We start from the raw sequence: 17,697 nt of genomic DNA, 5'->3' as shown, positions 1-17,697 counted from the left end.
GCCCTCCCCCGCCGCCGCGAGCGCCCCCTCCGCGGCCGCCAGCGCCGCGCACGCGGCCGCACCCTCGCGCCGCAGCCGCTCGGCGTATCCGGCCGCGCCCTGCAGCGCCGCGGCCGGCGACCGCTCGCCGTCTCTCGATCCTTCGGCGCTCGCGCGGCGAGCGACGTCGTCCCGGGCTTCCCTCCGGGCATCGCGCTCCCGCCGCGCCCGGTCCTCGCCCGCGAGCGCGCCGGCCAGCGCGGCCTGCGCCGCCTCCTCGTCGCGCTTGCGCACCGCGAGCAGCGCCGCGAGCGGGTAGGCCTCCGTCACCGGACGAGCTCCTCGAGCCTGGCGCGCGTGCGCTCGGGGTCCTCCGCCTCGTCCGCGCGCTGCCGCAGGAACGCCTCGATGGCTGGGAGCCGCTCGATGGCGGCGTCGGTGTCGGCGTCCGAGCCGGGCGCGTAGGCACCGAGCGCGATGAGGTCGCGGTGACGCTCGTGCGCGGCGAGGAGCGCGCGCAGCCGGTCCGCCGCGGCGCGGTGCGCCGGGGTGGTGACGGCGGGCATGACCCGCGAGAGGCTCCTGAGGACGTCGATGGCGGGGTATCGACCGGCCGCAGCGATCCGCGGATCGAGCACGACGTGGCCGTCCAGGATCCCGCGCACCTCGTCGGCGATCGGCTCGTCGAGGTCCCCACCCGCGACGAGGACGGTGTAGAGGGCGGTGATGCCGCCCTGAGCGCGGTTGCCCGTGCGCTCGAGCAGGCGCGGCAGCGCGGCGAAGACGCTCGGCGGATACCCGTGACGCGCGGGGGGCTCGCCGGCGGCGAGGCCGACCTCGCGCTGGGCCCGCGCGTAGCGCGTGAGCGAGTCGAGCATGAAGAGCACGCGGCGGCCGCGGTTCGCGAACCACTCCGCGATGGCGGTCGCGACCTGCGCGGCCTTGAGCCGCTCGAGGGCGGGCGCGTCGCTCGTCGCGGCGACGACGACGCTCCGCTCGAGCCCCTCCCGCCCGAGCGCCTCCTCGACGAAGTCCCGCACCTCGCGGCCGCGCTCGCCGACGAGGCAGATGACGGACAGCTCCGCTCGCGTGTTGCGGGCGATCTGCCCGAGCAGCGTCGACTTGCCGACCCCGGCCCCCGCGAAGATCCCGACCCGCTGCCCCTCGCCGATCGTGAGGAGCCCGTCGATCGCGCGGACCCCGAGCGCGAGCGGCGCGGTGATCCGGCGCCGCGTGAGCGGGGACGGCGCGGGCCGCTCCACCGCCCACTCCTCCAGGCCGCCGGGCAGCGGCGCCCCGTCGATCGGCCGCCCCAGCCCGTCGAGGACGCGCCCGAGCAGCGCGTCGCCGGCGCGGATCGCGAGCGGGCGGCCGGTGGGGAGGATCTCGCTGTCGGCGCCGAGCCCGGCGGGATCGCCGAGCGGGACCAGCACCGCACGGTCGTCGCGGAAGCCGACCACCTCGGCGAGGAGCGGCGGGCGGCCCGGGGTGTGGATCTCGACCGCCTCCCCCTGCCTCACCCCCGCGGCCTCGGCCTCCACGACGAGGCCGACGAGCCGGGTCACCCGGCCGCGCAGCCGAAGCGGCGCGGCGCGGTCGAGCGCCTCGCGCAGGCGGCGCTCCGTCACCGCGGGTCCTCGTCGAGCGCCCGCGCGAGCGCGGCGAGCTGCGTCTCGACGCGGGCGTCCACCCGCCCCGCCTCGGTCTCGACCACCGCGTCGCCGCGCGCGAGCGCCGCGTCCTCGCGTACGGTAAGCCCCGGAGCCCGCGCGAGCACCGCGGCGAGCCGGCCGGCCGCCGTGCGGATGGCCTCCGCGTCGGCGGGGTTCACCCGGAGCGTCACCTCGCGGCGATCGCGCGCGGCCGCCAGCGCGCGGGCCGCGAGGTCGGCGACCGCGCCGGGATCCTGCGAGAGCTCGCGTCCGATGATCGTCCGCGCCACGTCGACCGCGGCGGCGGAGACCTCGCGCTCGGCGAGCGCGAGCCGCCGATCGCGCGCGGCGGCGGCGGCGGCGAGGGACGCCGCGGCGCGGGCGAGCCCCTCGCGGCGACCCTCCTCCGCCGCCTCGGCCCGGAGGCGCTCGCGCTCCGACTCGGCCTCGGCGCGGATCCGGCGCGCCTCCTCCTCGGCGGCGGCGAGGAGCGCGCGCGCCCGCTCCCGCGCCTCGTATGCCGCGGCCTCGATGCGGCCGGCGCCTGCCGGCGGCTGCCCCTTCAGGATCTTGGCCAAGCGCCCTCCCGTCGGCCCCATTGTAGCGCGGCTGGCGGGCGGACGGACCCTTCGTGAAGTCGGGCCCCACGGGGCGGCGGAGGGCCTCCCGGTCACCGCGGGAAGGACCTTGCCGTACTTCACGCCACGTGTGCGACGAGGCCTCGCACCACTGGCGCGCGGCCCACCCTCAGGAGAGCGAACGGCTTCATCGAGGCGGCCAACCGCCCACCTCGCGCGCTGCACCGCGCGCGAGGCCCCGCTTCACGCGGCGCAGAGGACCTCGAGGAACGTGCAGCGCCGCCGAGACATCAAGGCCTTGAGGCAGCGGAGGTAACACCGCGGTCCCCACAGCCGAACGATCGTGAGCGACTCGCGGACGACGTCCTTCCCTGTGATGCAGCCCTGCATGGGAAACCACCGTTGCAACGCCGGTGCCGGTTCGATCGCGACCGATCGGCCTCGCAGCGCACGCCGCGCGGATGAACGAAGGTCTGCGACGGTGAGCTCTCGTCGTCGGCAGCGTCGATTTCAAGACGCGCGTCGGATCTTCGTCGCGCGCTCGGGCGCGGGGGAGGGACGCCGGCCGGCGGGGAGGCGACCCGGCTGGCGGGTGGGGCGTCGACTGAATGCGCGCACGAGCGCACGGAGCTCTGCTCGGCGGGGCGGGGGCGCAGCCCCCCGTCAGAACATGGCTGAACGACAGCGTGATTCGCGGCACCGAGGTGATCGCGAATCACGAGCTGTCGTTCAGCGGAGGGCCTCGCCGGTCGTCGCGGGGAGGACCTTGCCGTACTTCACGCCGCGTGTGGCGACGAGGCTGTCGGCCATCTGCAGGATCTCGCCGGCCCGGCCGCGGAGCACGAGGACCTCGAGGCAGTTATGCGCGTCCATGTGGACGTGGAGCGCGGAGACGACCGCCTGGTGGTTCTCGTGCTGGATGTGGGTCAGCTTCTGCGCCAGGCTCGAGGACTCGTGGTCGTACACGATGGCGACCACCGCGACCTGCTCGCCGCGCTCCGACTCGGACCACTGGCGCTGGACGAGCTGGTCGCGGATGAGATCGCGGACCGCCTCGGAGCGGTTCACGTAGCCCTTGCGCTCGATGAGCTCGTCGAACTGCTCGAGCAGGCTGCGCTCGAGCGAGATGCCGATCCGTTCCAGCATGGCCGGCATCGTTACCAGCGCGCCCGGCGAGCCGCAAGCTGGCCGCCCGAAAGCGGCGAGCCCGCCGTCCGGCTGGACCGGGCGGCGGGCTCGCGAGGTTCGCGGTGGGCGGCGCCGGACTAGGCGGCGTCGCGCTCGCCGGGCTGCAGGTACCGGTGGAGGAACTGTTTCGTCTTCAGCTCCACCTGGCGGACGCGCTCGCGCGACACGCCCCAGCGCTTGCCGATCTCCTCGAGCGTGCGCGGCTGATCCTGCTCGAGTCGGTTGTGGACGATGTCCCAACCCAGCTCGCCGATGCGCTTGCGCACCTTCCCGAGCGCCTCGCGGACGTCCTTGTCCCCCTCGGCTTGGAGGTAGGTGTCCTCGGGGCCCGGGCCGTCGTCCTCGATGCGCTCGAGGTGGGTGGCGTCCCCCTCCTCGTCGATGGCGCTGTCGAGAGAGAGGTCGGGCTGCGCGACGGTGCCGCTCTGCGGGCGCACCGTGGAGCGCGCCTCCTTCAGATACTTCCCGATGTAGGCGCGGATCCACCACACCGCGTAGGTCGAGAAGCGCGTGCCGGCGTGCGGATCGAACTTCTCGACCGCGCGCATGAGGCCCACGTTGCCCTCCTGGATGAGATCGTCGAGCCGGACCGTGCCGCGGCGCTGCTTCCGCGCGATGGCGACCACGAACGCGAGGTTGTGGCGCACGAGCTTCTGCTTCGCGCGGACGTCGCCCTTGCGAGCGCGGAGCGCGAGCGCGTGCTCCTCCTCGCGGTTCATCGGCGGAAAGTCGCGGACCGCCTTGAGGTAGGGAGCGAGCTCTTCGAACTCCCTGCTGCTCTTCTGAGTGGTCGCCGTCCTCATTTACCGATCGCCTCTCTGGCCTGCGTCGAAGTGCCCCGGGTAGGTTACGTAACGTGACTTTATAAAAGCGGACTCATCGAGTCAAGTATCCCCCATATGCCCGTAGACCCTGGAAGTCTTCGGCAACATCGGGGAACCGCACACCACGCAAGTCCGAAGTGCCGCAGAATATGAACACGATTTGGGAGTTGGCATTCGTCAAGCGCGTGCCTCCTCCCACGGTACCCAGACAAGTGCGCAATATTGCTCCACATCAAGTTTGGCAGCGGCCCATCCGGGACTCACGGTTCGTGCGGGCGCCCGGACCTAAGCGGCTTCTTACGCCACCCCGAAAGACTGCGTTGCTCGAGATCAAAAAGGAAAGGGCCCGGCCCCACTTGGGACCGGGCCCGGATCCGGGCTCGAGCTGACGCGCGGAGGCGGCGGCTACTCCTCCCCGCTCGCGACGGCGAGGGCCTCCTCGGCCTCCTCCACCGCGTCCACCGGCGTCTCGACCTCGATGTCGAGGTGCTTGTAGTGCGGCAGGCCGGTGCCGGCCGGGATGAGCCGGCCCATGATGACGTTCTCCTTGAGGCCGCGGAGGTGGTCGACCTTGCCGCTGATGGCGGCCTCGGTCAGCACCTTCGTCGTCTCCTGGAACGACGACGCCGAGATGAACGACTCGGTGGAGAGCGAGGCCTTGGTGATGCCGAGCAGCAGGGGCTCACCCTGCGCCGGGCGGCCGCCCGCCGTGATCACCTTGTCGTTCTCCTCCTCGAACACGAACTTCTCGACCTGCTCGTCGGCGAGGAAGTTCGTGTCGCCCACGTCGACGATCCGGACGCGGCGCAGCATCTGCCGGACGATCGTCTCGATGTGCTTGTCGTTGATCTTCACGCCCTGCAGCCGGTAGACCTCCTGCACCTCGTCCACCAGCCAGCGGGCGAGCTCCTTCTCGCCGAGCACGCGGAGGATGTCGTGCGGGTTGGCGGCGCCGTCCATCAGCGCCTCGCCCGCGCGCACCCGGTCGCCCGTGTGCACCGAGATGTGCTTGCCCTTGCCGATCAGGTACTCCTTCGCGAGATCGGGCCGGAGCTTGCCGTCCACCTCGGGCGTGATGACCACCTTGCGCTTGCCCTTCGTGTCCTTGCCGAAGGCGACGACGCCGTCGATCTCGGAGATGACCGCGTGCTCCTTGGGCTTGCGGGCCTCGAAGAGCTCGGCGACGCGCGGGAGGCCGCCGGTGATGTCCTTCGTCTTCGTGGTCTCGCGCGGCATCTTCGCGATGACGTCGCCGGCGTCGACCTCGTCCCCGTCGTTCACGACGAGGTTCGCGCCCTCCGGGAGCATGTAGCGCGCGTCCGCGTCGGAGTTGGCGAGCTTCCGCGTCTTGCCCTCGGCGTCCTTGATCGAGATGCGCGGGCGCGCGTCCGGATCCTTGGAGGCGATGACCGCCTTGCGGGCGAGGCCGGTGATCTCGTCGACCTGCTCGGAGATCGTGACGCCGTCGATGAGGTCGCCGTACTTCACGCGACCGGCCACCTCGGTGATGATCGGCATCGAGTACGGATCCCACTCCGCGAGGAGCGTGTTCGTCTCGATCTTCTGCCCCTCGCGGACGAGGAGCTTCGCGCCGTAGACCACGCCGTAGCGCTCGCGCTCGCGGCCCTGGTCGTCGGTGACGATGATCTCGCCGTTGCGGTTCATCACGATGAGCGTGCCGTCCTTCTTCTTCGCCACGCTCACGTTGTTGAACTTCACGAGGCCGGGGTTCCGGTTCTCGATCGTCGACTGCTCCGCGCGCCGGGACGCCGCGCCGCCGATGTGGAACGTCCGCATCGTGAGCTGCGTGCCGGGCTCTCCGATCGACTGGGCGGCGATCACGCCGACCGCCTCGCCGATGTTCACCTTGCGGCCGCGGGCGAGATCGCGCCCGTAGCACTCGACGCAGATGCCGCGCCGCGCCTGGCAGGTGAGCACCGACCGGATCTTCACCTTGTCGATGCCGGAGTTCTCGATGAGCTTGACCCTGTTCTCGTCGATCTCCTCGTTCGCCTTCACGAGCACGGTCGTGGCGAACGGGTCGTGGATGTCGTCGAGCGCGACGCGGCCCAGGATGCGCTCGCCCATCGGCTCGATGATCTCGCCGCCCTCGACCAGCGCGCCGAGCGTGATGCCGTCCATCGCGCCGCAGTCGTACTCGGTGATGATCGCGTCCTGCGCGACGTCGACGAGGCGCCGGGTGAGGTAGCCGGAGTTCGCGGTCTTGAGCGCCGTGTCGGCGAGGCCCTTGCGGGCGCCGTGCGTCGAGATGAAGTACTGCTGGACGTTCAGGCCCTCGCGGAAGTTCGCGGTGATCGGCGTCTCGATGATCTCGCCGGACGGCTTGGCCATGAGGCCGCGCATGCCGGCGAGCTGCCGGATCTGCTGCGCCGAGCCGCGGGCGCCGGAGTCGGCCATGATGTAGATCGGGTTGAACGAGGGCTGCTTGCGCTCCTCGCGCTTGCCGTCCTTGCCGGGGCCGATCGCCGTCTCCTGGCCGATCTGGGTCATCATCTCCTGGGCCACCTCCTCGGTGACCTGCGCCCAGATGTCGATGACCTTGTTGTACCGCTCACCGATCGTGATGAGACCCTCGGTGTACTGGGTCTGGATGTCCTCCACCTCGCCCAGCGCCCGGTCGAGGAGCTCCTGCTTCCTCTTCGGGATGATCATGTTCTCGAGCGCGATCGAGATGCCGGCGCGCGTCGCGTTCCCGTAGCCCATCGAGCGGACGCGGTCCGCGAGCAGCACCGTCTCCTTCTCGCCGCAGAGGCGGTAGGTCAGATCGATGAGGTTCTGGAGCTGCTTCTTGTCCATCACCTTGTTGATGGACTCGAAGGGCAGCCGCTTCGGCACGATGTCGTAGAGGAGCACGCGACCGACGGTGGTCTCGACGCGGCTGCCGTCGAGGCGGACCCAGATCTTCGCCTGGAGATCGACCTCGCCCTGGTCGTACGCGGCGCGGACCTCCTCCGCGCTCGCGAAGACCTTGCCCTCCCCGCGCGCGAACGCCCGCTCGCGGGTCATGTAGTAGATGCCGAGGACGATGTCCTGGCTCGGCACGATGATGGGCTTGCCGTGCGCGGGCGACAGGATGTTGTTCGTGCTCATCATGAGCACGCGCGCCTCCATCTGCGCTTCGATGGAGAGCGGCACGTGCACGGCCATCTGGTCGCCGTCGAAGTCGGCGTTGAAGGCGGTGCAGACGAGCGGGTGGAGCTGGATCGCCTTGCCCTCGATGAGCACCGGCTCGAACGCCTGGATGCCGAGGCGGTGGAGCGTCGGGGCACGGTTCAGCAGCACCGGGTGCTCGCGGATCACCTCGTCGAGGATGTCCCAGACCTCGGGACGCTCCTTCTCCACCATCTTCTTCGCGCTCTTGATGGTGGTGACGTAGCCCTTCTCTTCGAGCTTGTTGTAGATGAACGGCTTGAACAGCTCGAGCGCCATGATCTTCGGCAGGCCGCACTGGTGCAGCTTGAGCTCCGGGCCGACCACGATGACGGAGCGGCCCGAGTAGTCGACGCGCTTGCCGAGCAGGTTCTGGCGGAAGCGGCCCTGCTTGCCCTTGAGCATGTCGCTCAGGGACTTGAGCGGGCGCTTGTTCGGCCCGGTGATGGTCTTGCCGCGCCGGCCGTTGTCGAACAGCGCGTCCACCGCCTCCTGCAGCATCCGCTTCTCGTTGCGGATGATGATGTCCGGGGCGTTCAGCTCCTGGAGCCGCTTCAGGCGGTTGTTCCGGTTGATGACGCGCCGGTAGAGGTCGTTGAGATCGGAGGTCGCGAACCGACCGCCGTCGAGGGGCACGAGCGGGCGGAGATCGGGCGGGATGACGGGGATGACCTCGAGCATCATCCAGTCCGGCTTGTTACCGGACGCGACGAACGCCTCGACGACCTTGAGCCGCTTCGCGATCTTCTTCCGCTTCGCGTCGCTCGTCGCCTCCTTCATCTCGGCGCGGAGCTCGGCCGCGAGCCCGTGCACGCCCTCGCCGTGGCCCTTGTCCGCCGGGCCGACGACCTTGAGGAGCTCGAGGACCGCCTCGCCGCCCATGCCGGCGAGGAACGCGTCCTCGCCGAACTCCTCCATCGCCTTGTGGTAGCGCTCCTCGGAGAGGAGCTCCGCGCGCTGGAGGGTGGTCTCCTTGGGGTCGATGACGATGTACGACTCACAGTAGAGGACCTTCTCGAGGTCCTTCAGCGTGATGTCGAGGAGGTTGCCGATCCGGCTCGGCAGCGACTTGAGGAACCAGATGTGCGCGACCGGCGTCGCGAGCGTGATGTGGCCGAGCCGCTCGCGGCGGACCTTCGACTGGATCACCTCGACGCCGCACTTCTCGCAGACGACCCCGCGGTGCTTCATGCGCTTGTACTTGCCGCAGTTGCACTCGTAGTCCTTCACGGGGCCGAAGATCTTCGCGCAGAACAGGCCGTCGCGCTCCGGCTTGAAGGTCCGGTAGTTGATCGTCTCCGGCTTCTTCACCTCGCCGTGCGACCACTGCCGGATCTTGTCCGGGCTCGCGAGCGAGATGCGGATCGCGGAGAACGACAGCGGATCCTTCGGCTTCTCGAAGAAATTGAAGATGTCCTTCACGTCTTGACCTCGTCCAGCAAGAAGGGTCTCTGAACCGTACCGTCGGCCCGCGCGCCCGCGCGGACCGGGCTCGCGGACCGGCGGCTCCACGCCGCCGGCCCCAGGCCCGGGTTACGCGGTGTTCTTCTCGGCCGCGGCGCCGCGCGGCGTGCCGAGCGGCCCACCCAGGTCGCCCTCGGCCTGCTCGCGAGCCGCCTTCGCCTCAGGCGTCTCGAGGAGCTCGACGTCGAGCGCGAGGCTCTGGAGCTCCTTGATGAGGACGTTGAACGACTCGGGGAGGCCGGACTCGAGCGTGTTCTCGCCCTTGACGATCGCCTCGTACATGCGGGTGCGGCCGACGACGTCGTCGGACTTCACCGTGAGGAACTCCTGGAGCGAGTAGGCCGCGCCGTAGGCCTCCATCGCCCAGACCTCCATCTCGCCGAGGCGCTGGCCGCCGAACTGGGCCTTGCCGCCGAGCGGCTGCTGCGTGACGAGCGAGTACGGCCCGATGGAGCGGGCGTGGATCTTCTCGTCCACGAGGTGGTGCAGCTTCAGCATGTACATGACGCCGACCGTGACGTCCTGGTCGAACGGCTCACCGGTGCGGCCGTCGAAGAGGATCGACTGCATCGTCGCGGAGCCCTCGCCGAGGAGCCCCTTCATCTCGTCCTCGCGGGCGCCGTCGAACACCGGCGTCGCGACGTGCATGCCCTCGCGCAGCTTCATGGCGAGCTTCGGCAGCTCCTTGTCCGGGAGCTCCTCGATGAGCTGCGCGAGCCGCTCGGAGGCGCCGTCGCTGCCCTCGAAGACCTTCTTCAGCTTCTTGCGGAGCTGATCGGGGCCGAAGTTCTTCTCCACCATCTCCTGGAGCCGCCAGCCGACGTTCTTCGCCGCCCACCCGAGGTGCGTCTCGAGGATCTGGCCGACGTTCATGCGGGAGGGGACGCCGAGCGGGTTCAGGACGATGTCCACCGGCCGGCCGTCCTCGAGGTACGGCAGGTCCTCCTCGGGCAGGACGCGCGAGACGACGCCCTTGTTGCCGTGGCGGCCCGCCATCTTGTCGCCCACCGCGAGCTTGCGCTTGATGGCGACGTACACCTTCACCATCTTGATGACGCCCGGCGGGAGCTCGTCGCCCTTCTTCAGGCGGCCGATCTTCTCCCCGAAGAGGAGCTTCACGAGCTCCTTCTGCTCCTCGAAGTTCTCGACGATCTTGCGGACGAGGTCCTGCACGTCGCCCTCGACCGCGATCTCGCCCCAGTAACGCTGGGGGACGGTGTCGAGGAGCGCGTCGTCGAGGACGTCACCCTTCTTGAGGAGCTGGTTGCCCTTGTCGTCGACGAGGCGGCCCGAGACCTCCTTGCCGAGGAGCAGGCGCCGGATCTTCTGGAACGCCGAGTCCTGGATGATGCGGATCTCGTCGTTCTGATCCTTGAGGAGCTTCGCCTCCTCCATCTCTTCGATGGCCTTCGCGCGCTCGTCCTTCTCGACGCCCTTGCGGCTGAAGACCTTCGCGTTGATGACGGTGCCGGACACGCCCGGCGGGACGCGGAGCGAGCTGTCGCGGACGTCGCCCGCCTTCTCGCCGAAGATCGCCCGGAGGAGCTTCTCCTCGGGGGAGAGCTGCGTCTCGCCCTTGGGCGTGATCTTGCCGACGAGGATGTCGCCCGGCTTCACCTCCGCGCCGATGCGGATGATGCCCGACTCGTCGAGGTCCTTCAGGGCCTCCTCGCCGACGTTCGGGATGTCGCGGGTGATCTCCTCCTTGCCGAGCTTCGTGTCACGCGCGACGCACTCGAACTCCTCGATGTGCACCGAGGTGAACACGTCCTCCTTGAGGAAGCGCTCGGAGAGGAGGATCGAGTCCTCGAAGTTGTAGCCCTGCCAGGGCATGAACGCGACGACGACGTTCTGGCCGAGCGCGAGCTCGCCCATCTCCGTCGCCGGGCCGTCGGCGATGACGTCGCCCTTCTTCACCCGCTCGCCCGGCTTCACGATGGGCTTCTGGTTGATGCAGGTGTTCTGGTTCGACCGCTGGTACTTGATGAGGTTGTAGATGTCGACCTCGTTCGCGACGTCGGTCGCGGAGGTCGGCACGTCGGCCTTCACCACGATGCGGGCCGCGTCGACGGACTGGATGACGCCGTCGCGCTTCGCCACCACGCACACGCCCGAGTCGCGCGCGACGATCCCCTCGATCCCGGTGCCGACCAGCGGCGAGCGGGTGCGGAGGAGCGGCACGGCCTGGCGCTGCATGTTCGAGCCCATGAGCGCGCGGTTCGCGTCGTCGTTCTCGAGGAACGGCACGAGCGAGGCGGCGACGGACACGAGCTGGTTCGGGCTCACGTCCATGAGGTCGACCTCGTCCGGGCGGGCGTTGATGTACTCGCCCTCCTTGCGGCACGAGACCAGGTTCCCCGTGAACACGCCCTTCTTGTCCACCGGCGCGTTCGCCTGCGCGATGATGTGCTTCTCCTCCTCGAGCGCCGAGTAGAAGGAGACCTCCTCGGTCACCCGCCCCTTCTCGACCTTGCGGTACGGCGTCTCGACGAAGCCGTACTCGTTCACGCGCGCGTGGGTGGAGAGCGACGCGATGAGGCCGATGTTCGGGCCTTCAGGCGTCTCGATCGGGCAGATGCGGCCGTAGTGCGTGGAGTGGACGTCGCGGACCTCGAAGCCCGCGCGCTCGCGGGTGAGGCCGCCCGGCCCGAGCGCCGAGAGGCGCCGCTTGTGCGTCACCTCGGAGAGCGGGTTCGTCTGATCCATGAACTGCGAGAGCTGGCTCGACCCGAAGAACTCCTTGATGACGGCGGTGACCGGCTTCGCGTTGATGAGATCGTGCGGCATGAGCGTCTCGATCTCCTGGAGGCTCATGCGCTCCTTGATCGCGCGCTCCATTCGAACGAGGCCGATGCGGTACTGGTTCTCGAGCAGCTCGCCCACCGCGCGGACGCGGCGGTTGCCGAGGTGGTCGATGTCGTCGACGTCCTTGTTCGGCGTGCCGTTCTTGAGGTCGATGAGGAAGCGGACCACCTCGAGGATGTCGCGCTTCGTCACGACGGTGTTGTCGAGCGGCTCGTCGATCCCGAACTTGTGGTTGAGCTTCAGGCGCCCGACCTTCGACAGGTCGTACCGCTCCGCGTTGAAGAACAGGTTGACGAACAGGTTCGTCGCCGTCTCCGGCGTCGGCGGGTCGCCCGGGCGGAGGCGCCGGTAGATCTCCATAATCGCCTCCTCGGGCGTGGAGATCTTGTCCTGGATGAGCGTGTCGCGGAGCGACGGGAGGACGTTCAGGTTGTCGATGAAGAGGACCTTGAACTCGAGGATGTTGCGCTTGCGGAGCTCCTCGAGCTTGGCCTCGGTGACCTCCTCGTTGACCTCGAGGAGCACCTCACCGGTCTCGGCGTCGACCACGTCCTCGGCGGAGATCTTGGTGTAGACCTCCTCCGGCTCGATGGGCAGCGACTTCATCTTCGCCGCGACGAGCTTCTTGATCGCGCTCTCCGTGAACTTCCGGTTCTTCTTGACGATGATCTCGTTCGTCTTCGGGTCGCGGATGTCGCGCGTCGCGCGCTGACCCTTGAGCAGATCCGGGTTCAGGTCCTTCTCGAACTTGCCCTTCCCTTCGACGCGGATCGTCTCCGTGTCGTAGTAGTACTTGAGGATCTCCTCGGCGGAGCCGTGGAACTCGACCGGGCTCTTCTTCGCCGTGTCCGGCACGCCGCCGAGGGCGCGCAGCAGCACCGTCGCGGGCAGCTTCCGGCGACGATCGATGCGGACGTAGAGGATGTCCTTGTGGTCGAACTCGAAGTCGATCCAGGACCCGCGGTACGGGATGATCCGGGCGTTGAAGAGCAGCTTGCCCGACGAGTGGCTCTTGCCCTTGTCGTGGTCGAAGAAGGCGCCGGGCGAACGGTGGAGCTGGCTGACGACGACGCGCTCCGTGCCGTTGATGATGAAGGTCCCGTTCTCCGTCATGAGCGGGATCTCGCCGAAGTAGACCTCCTGCTCCTTGACGTCGCGGATCGACTGCGCGCCGGTCTCCTCGTCCTTGTCCCAGACGACCAGGCGAACGACCACCTTGATCGGCGCCGAGTACGTCATGCCGCGCTGGTGGCACTCGTCGACGTCGTACTTGGGCTTCTCGAGGTGGTAGCTCACGAACTCGAGGGAGCTCGTCTCGTTGAAGTCCTTGATCGGGAAGACCGACTTGAACACGCCCTGCAGGCCCGTGTCGTCGCGCTTCTCGGGCGGGACGTCGGCCTGGAGGAACTTGTCGTAGGAAGATTTCTGGATGGCGATGAGGTTGGGAATCTCGGCGATCTTGTTGATCTTCCCGAAGTTACGCCGGATTCTGAAGTTGTTCTGGATCGTCGTCGCCATCGAGTTCGGTCCTCTGTCCCTTCGAGACCCGTACAAACAGGTCTAGCCGGCCAGCCGGCCGGCTACCCAACTGCGTCCGGCCAAAACGGCCGGGATTCCGGAATCAGTGAAAGGGATACGGGTTCTTAACGACTCCACCCTCACCCGTCAAAGATTCCAACGTGGGCCACGGCGGGGCGGCTTGCAACTCCGCCCCGCCGTGCGCACGCCTCGCTACTTGATCTCGACCTTGGCGCCAGCGCCCTCGAGCTTCTTCTTGAGCTCGTCGGCCTCCGCCTTGGCGATGCCCGCCTTGACCTCCTTGGGGGCGCCCTCGACGAGGTCCTTCGCCTCCTTGAGGCCGAGGCCCGTGATCGCGCGGACTTCCTTGATCACGTTGATCTTGTTCGCGCCGGCGTCCGCGAGGACGACGGTGAACTCGGTCTTCTCCTCGACGGGAGCCGCGGCGGCAGCCCCGCCCCCGGCGCCGGCCATCATCACCGGCGCGGCGGCAGAGACGCCCCACTTCTCCTCGAGCTGCTTCACGAGCTCGGCGGCCTCCATCACCGTGAGGCCCGACAGCTGATCCACGATCGTATTGAGATCGGCCATTTCCTTCTTCCTTCTCTTTTCCAGGGGCGCCCTTCGGACGCCCACAGCGTCTGGCCCGCGCGTCACCGCGCGAGCGGTTCACGTACCGTTTAAGACTGCTTCTCGAGCTGCTCGCGGCGCGCGCCGAGGACACGGGCCAGCTGCTGGCCCGGGGTCCCGATCATGCGGGCGAGCTGAGTCGCGGGCTGCGCGATCATCGCGGCGATCTGGCCGCGGAGCTCCTGGAGCCCCGGCATCTTCGCCAGGGACTGGATCCCCTTGGCGTCGACGACCCGACCTTCGATCACCGCGGTGCGGATGGTGAAGTTCTCGCGGTCCTTCATGAACTCCGCGAGGAGCTTCGCCGGCGTGACGACGTCGTCGTAGCTCATGACGAGTGCCGTCGGCCCCACGAACTTCTCCGCGATCGGCTCCACCGGCGTGCCCTTGGCGGCGCGCGCGGCGAGGGTGTTCTTCACGATGCGGTACTCCACCTTCGCCTCGCGCAGCTTGCGCCGAAGCTCGGTGACCGTCGCGACGTTCAGCCCCTTGGGCTCCGCGAGGATGGCGGCCTTCGCCTTCGCCATCTTGTCGTGGAGCTCACCGATGACCTGCTCTTTTTCCGTCCGGTTCAATTGAGTCTCACCACCTTTCGGACCGGCCGGCTCTAGCCGGCGCGGTTTCGCTCGGGGTTCGGACCGGACGTCCGGTACGAAGACCCCCTGGCCAAGCAGGGGACGCTGCGGAGAGGCTGCAGGTTCCCGTCTCGGCGGGTCGGACCCTCGCGGATCCGCTTGGCCGCTCGCTCGCCCCGGTACTGCGCTCGCACCCGGGGCCGTTCGCGGGCCCGCTGTCTTGGACCAGAAACCCCGGCGGCGTCATGCCGCCGGGAACTCGGAAAACGTCTCGGCTAGCCGTGCTGCGCGGCGAGCTCGGCGAGGTCGAGCTTGATGCCCGGGCCCATCGTCGTGGAGAGCGTGACGTTCTTCACGTACACGCCCTTCGCCGTCTGCGGCTTCGCCTTGTAGATGATCTCCATGATCGCGGAGAAGTTCGCCTTGAGCTTCTCCGGGTCGAAGGAGGCCTTGCCGAACGGGACGTGGACGATGCCCGCCTTCTCGACGCGGAACTCGACCTTGCCGGCCTTCTGCTCCTTCACGGCGCGGGCGATGTCCGCCGACACCGTGCCGACCTTCGGGTTCGGCATGAGGCCGCGGGGGCCGAGGACCTTACCGAGGCGGCCGACGACGCCCATCATGTCCGGCGTCGCGAGCACCTTGTCGAAGTCCATGAAGCCGCCCTGGACCTTCTCCGCGAGATCCTCGGCGCCGACGATGTCCGCGCCGGCCTCCTGGGCCTCGCGCGCCTTGTCGCCCTTCGCGAACACCGCGATCTTGACGGCCTTGCCCATGCCGTGCGGCAGCACCACGGCGCCGCGGACCACCTGATCGGCGTGCTTGGGGTCGACGCCGAGGTTGATCGCGGCGTCCACCGTCTCGTCGAACTTCTTCGTCGCGGTCTGCTTCACGAGGTTCATCGCCTCGTCGAGCTTGTACCGCTTCACCCGGTCGACCTTCTCGACCGCCGCCTTGTACTTCTTCGCAACGTGAGCCATGTCCTTGTCCTCCTCGCGGCTAGCCGACGACGTCGATGCCCATGGACAGCGCGGTCCCCTCGACGGTCCGCATCGCGGCCTCGAGGCTCCCCGCCGTCATGTCCTGCATCTTCGTCTTCGCGATCTGCTCGACCTGCTTGCGCGTCACCTGCCCGACCTTCTCCTTGCCGGGCTTGTGCGCGCCGGAGCCCTTCTTCTTCTCCGTGTGGAGGCCGGCCGCCTTCTTCAGGAGGATCGCCGCGGGCGGGGTCTTCAGCTGAAAGGTGAAGGAGCGGTCCTGGTACACCGTGATGATGACCGGGATGATGAGCGCTTCCTTCGCCTGCGCCTGCGTCGCCGCGTTGAACTGCTTGCAGAACTCCATGATGTTCACGCCGTGCTGGCCGAGCGCCGGGCCCACGGGCGGAGCCGGGTTCGCCTTGCCGGCGGGGAGCTGCAGCTTGATCTGTCCAGTGACCTTCTTCATCGCTGCTCCTCGAGGCCGCGAGGGCGGCCCCGCGTGGTCGAACGAGCCGTTGACTCGGCTCTCCCACGTATTCGCCCGCGGTGACTCACCGCGGGCGGTGCTTCGTTACGTCTTCTCCACCTGCATGAAGTCGAGCTCCACCGGCGTGGCGCGTCCGAAGATCGAGACGAGCACGCGGAGCTTGCCCTTGTCCGGCTTGACCTCCTCGACCGTGCCGTTGAAGTTCGAGAACGGGCCGTCGATCACGCGGACCTGATCGCCCTCCTCGAACTGCACCTTCGCCTTGGGCTTCAGCGAGCCCTCGGAGATCTGCACCGTGAGCCGCTGGACCTCGACGTCCGACACCGCCGGGACCTCGTTCGGGGTCTTCGCGTTCCCGACGAAGCCCGTCACCTTGGGCGTCCCCTTCACGAGGTGCCAGGTGTCGAGCGTCATCTCCATGTTCACGAGGATGTAGCCCGGGAAGAACTTGCGCTTCGAGGTCTTCTTCTCCCCCTTCACCATCTCCTGGACGACTTCCATGGGGATGAGGACCTCGCCGAACTGCTCCTGGAGGTTGTGCTGCCGGACGCGCTCCTCCAGCGACTTCTTCACCTTGTTCTCGAAGCCCGAGTAGGTGTGGACGACGTACCACTTCTTCGCCATTTGCGCGTCTCCGTGTCGTCGCCGCGTGCCCCGCCGAAACGCCGCGGGAGCCACCGGCGGCCTTCCGCCGCCCAGGGGCTCCCGTCGCTCGTGAGCCTGCCCTCAACCGCTCGGCCGCGAGCGACCTAATAGACCTTCGAGCTGAGCCAGCTCCAGACGAAGTCGAACACGCCGAGGACCACCGCCGCGATGGCCGAGGCCACGATCACCGCCACCGTCGCGGCGCGCGTCTCGCGGAGGCTCGGCCAGGTGACCCGGCGGAGCTCCAGGGCGATCTCGAACGAGACCTGCTGGGTCTTCGGGTACCGCCAGAGCCCGACCGCGAGCGCGATCGCCAGCGCGAACCCGACGACGGTCGAGAGCGTCCAGTCCCCGAGCACCGCGAAGTCGTTCACGCGGGCGTACGAGAACGCGAGCGAGAAGATCCGCTCGAAGAACACCCCGACCGCGATCGCGGCGAGCACGTAGAAGATCACCACGATCCGCTTCGGCTGCTCGACCCCGCCCACGTTTTCCATGACTCGCCCTTCGGCCTTCGTGCTGCCGGGGGCGGAACGCGCTCGGCGCCCCGCCCCCGACGTTTTCTGCTCGGCTCGTCAGGCCGGGAGGGATTCGAGATCCAACCCGCGCCCTTCGAAGACGAGACCGCTGCTCTCAGCCTACTCGCCCTGCCCGTTTGGCAGGCCAGGAGGGATTCGAACCCCCAACCCGCGGTTTTGGAGACCGCTGCTCTACCGTTCGAGCTACTGGCCTATCCCGGCAGCTTCGCGCTACTTCGTCTCCTTGTGCTCCACGTGCTTGCGGCAGCGCGGGCAGAACTTGGACAGCGCGAGCTTGTCCTGCGTCTTCTTCTTGTTCTTCGTGGTCGTGTAGTTACGCTCTTTGCAGGTCTTGCACTCGAGCGTGATGATGCTGCGATTCCCGGCCATGGGATCCCTTCCTTACTGGATCACCTCGGCCACGACGCCGGCGCCGACCGTGCGGCCGCCCTCGCGAATCGCGAACCGAAGCTCCTTTTCCATTGCGATCGGCGTGATGAGCTCCACCGTCATCGCGATGTTGTCCCCGGGCATCACCATCTCGACGCCCTGCGGAAGCTGCACCGACCCCGTCACGTCCGTCGTGCGGAAGTAGAACTGCGGCCGGTAACCATTGAAGAACGGCGTGTGGCGCCCACCCTCTTCCTTCGTGAGGACGTACACCTCGGCCTTGAACTTGGTGT

At 68.5% G+C, this 17,697-nt stretch carries 15 protein-coding genes, 1 tRNA gene and 1 pseudogene; all 17 read right to left on the bottom strand.

The features are described 5' to 3' along the window. Window positions 1-309 (bottom strand): annotated as a pseudogene (locus MNY62_RS23260) (hypothetical protein); the annotation flags it as partial. Next, entirely contained in the window at window positions 306-1,607 is a 1,302-nt protein-coding gene (locus MNY62_RS23255; RefSeq protein ID WP_242346725.1) for a FliI/YscN family ATPase, read from the bottom strand. The pseudogene MNY62_RS23260 and the gene MNY62_RS23255, both read right to left, overlap by 4 nt. Beyond that, the gene (locus MNY62_RS23250; RefSeq protein WP_242346724.1) at window positions 1,604-2,209 is read right to left on the bottom strand and encodes a FliH/SctL family protein; all 606 of its coding nucleotides are present in this window, start codon (window positions 2,207-2,209) and stop codon (window positions 1,604-1,606) included. The genes MNY62_RS23255 and MNY62_RS23250 overlap by 4 nt, the downstream gene beginning before the upstream one ends. A gap of 243 nt (window positions 2,210-2,452) precedes the next feature. Further along, a complete protein-coding gene (locus tag MNY62_RS23245) occupies window positions 2,453-2,599 on the bottom strand; it encodes a hypothetical protein (RefSeq protein ID WP_242346723.1) in 147 nt (48 codons plus the stop codon). 339 nt (window positions 2,600-2,938) lie between these two features. Continuing rightward, the gene (gene nikR / locus MNY62_RS23240) at window positions 2,939-3,355 is read right to left on the bottom strand and encodes a nickel-responsive transcriptional regulator NikR (protein WP_242346722.1); all 417 of its coding nucleotides are present in this window, start codon (window positions 3,353-3,355) and stop codon (window positions 2,939-2,941) included. Window positions 3,356-3,474: 119 nt separating this feature from the next. Next, window positions 3,475-4,200 carry a sigma-70 family RNA polymerase sigma factor gene (locus tag MNY62_RS23235; protein WP_242346721.1) on the bottom strand — a complete coding sequence of 242 codons (726 nt, stop codon included), beginning with the start codon at window positions 4,198-4,200 and terminating at the stop codon, window positions 3,475-3,477. 426 nt (window positions 4,201-4,626) lie between these two features. Next, entirely contained in the window at window positions 4,627-8,814 is a 4,188-nt protein-coding gene (gene rpoC / locus MNY62_RS23230) for a DNA-directed RNA polymerase subunit beta' (RefSeq protein ID WP_242346720.1), read from the bottom strand. 111 nt (window positions 8,815-8,925) lie between these two features. Next, window positions 8,926-13,179, bottom strand: coding sequence for a DNA-directed RNA polymerase subunit beta (rpoB, locus tag MNY62_RS23225; protein ID WP_242346719.1), 4,254 nt, complete (start codon window positions 13,177-13,179; stop codon window positions 8,926-8,928). 213 nt (window positions 13,180-13,392) lie between these two features. Beyond that, on the bottom strand, window positions 13,393-13,770 hold the full coding sequence (gene rplL / locus MNY62_RS23220) for a 50S ribosomal protein L7/L12 (RefSeq protein WP_242346718.1): 378 nt from the start codon (window positions 13,768-13,770) through the stop codon (window positions 13,393-13,395). An 89-nt stretch (window positions 13,771-13,859) separates the two neighbouring features. Continuing rightward, a complete protein-coding gene (rplJ, locus tag MNY62_RS23215) occupies window positions 13,860-14,384 on the bottom strand; it encodes a 50S ribosomal protein L10 (RefSeq protein ID WP_242346717.1) in 525 nt (174 codons plus the stop codon). Between the two features lie 275 nt (window positions 14,385-14,659). Next, window positions 14,660-15,364 (bottom strand): 50S ribosomal protein L1, encoded by a 705-nt coding sequence (gene rplA / locus MNY62_RS23210; RefSeq protein ID WP_242346716.1) that lies wholly within the window; start codon window positions 15,362-15,364, stop codon window positions 14,660-14,662. A gap of 19 nt (window positions 15,365-15,383) precedes the next feature. Continuing rightward, a complete protein-coding gene (gene rplK, locus MNY62_RS23205) occupies window positions 15,384-15,830 on the bottom strand; it encodes a 50S ribosomal protein L11 (protein ID WP_012097009.1) in 447 nt (148 codons plus the stop codon). 105 nt (window positions 15,831-15,935) lie between these two features. Then, window positions 15,936-16,475, bottom strand: coding sequence for a transcription termination/antitermination protein NusG (nusG, locus tag MNY62_RS23200; RefSeq protein WP_242346715.1), 540 nt, complete (start codon window positions 16,473-16,475; stop codon window positions 15,936-15,938). A 125-nt stretch (window positions 16,476-16,600) separates the two neighbouring features. Then, window positions 16,601-16,993: a preprotein translocase subunit SecE gene (gene secE / locus MNY62_RS23195; RefSeq protein ID WP_242346714.1), complete on the bottom strand. Its 393-nt coding sequence runs from the start codon at window positions 16,991-16,993 to the stop codon at window positions 16,601-16,603. A 159-nt stretch (window positions 16,994-17,152) separates the two neighbouring features. Beyond that, a tRNA-Trp gene (locus MNY62_RS23190) sits at window positions 17,153-17,228 on the bottom strand. A 17-nt stretch (window positions 17,229-17,245) separates the two neighbouring features. After that, the gene (rpmG, locus tag MNY62_RS23185; protein ID WP_242346713.1) at window positions 17,246-17,404 is read right to left on the bottom strand and encodes a 50S ribosomal protein L33; all 159 of its coding nucleotides are present in this window, start codon (window positions 17,402-17,404) and stop codon (window positions 17,246-17,248) included. Window positions 17,405-17,416: 12 nt separating this feature from the next. Beyond that, window positions 17,417-17,697 (bottom strand): EF-Tu C-terminal domain-related protein (locus tag MNY62_RS23180; RefSeq protein WP_456298377.1); only part of this gene is annotated, 281 nt, incomplete at its 5' end.

It is taken from the genome of Anaeromyxobacter terrae (assembly GCF_022690685.1).
GTDB lineage: Bacteria > Myxococcota > Myxococcia > Myxococcales > Anaeromyxobacteraceae > Anaeromyxobacter > Anaeromyxobacter terrae.
The sequence above is the reverse complement of the archived record's forward strand: the minus strand, read 5'-3'. Positions and strand labels throughout refer to the sequence as shown.